We start from the raw sequence: 254 nt of genomic DNA, 5'->3' as shown, positions 1-254 counted from the left end.
GTGATCACCGGCGCTGACGGGCAAGTGGTTGAGCAGATGAGCTTTGATAGCTTTGGTAAGCGTCGTCATCACGAACAGTGGAATAAGAAGCTCACGACCACGGGTAGCGCGCCGAATGGTTTTAACAGCTTGGATCTCGTTACCCAAGCACGAACGAACCGCGGTTACACGGGTCATGAACAACTCGACGAAGTGGAGTTAATCCACATGAACGGTCGGGTGTACGATGCGAACCTGGGCAGGTTCTTAAGTGC

General features: G+C 53.1%; 1 protein-coding gene. It reads left to right on the top strand.

Features of this window, described 5'->3' with window-relative positions:
- The coding region (locus Q0698_RS13290) for a hypothetical protein (protein WP_298637164.1) at positions 1-254 on the top strand (254 nt) is incomplete at both ends.

This window comes from uncultured Umboniibacter sp. (genome assembly GCF_947497555.1).
Classification (GTDB): domain Bacteria; phylum Pseudomonadota; class Gammaproteobacteria; order Pseudomonadales; family DSM-25080; genus Umboniibacter.
The sequence above is the reverse complement of the archived record's forward strand: the minus strand, read 5'-3'. Positions and strand labels throughout refer to the sequence as shown.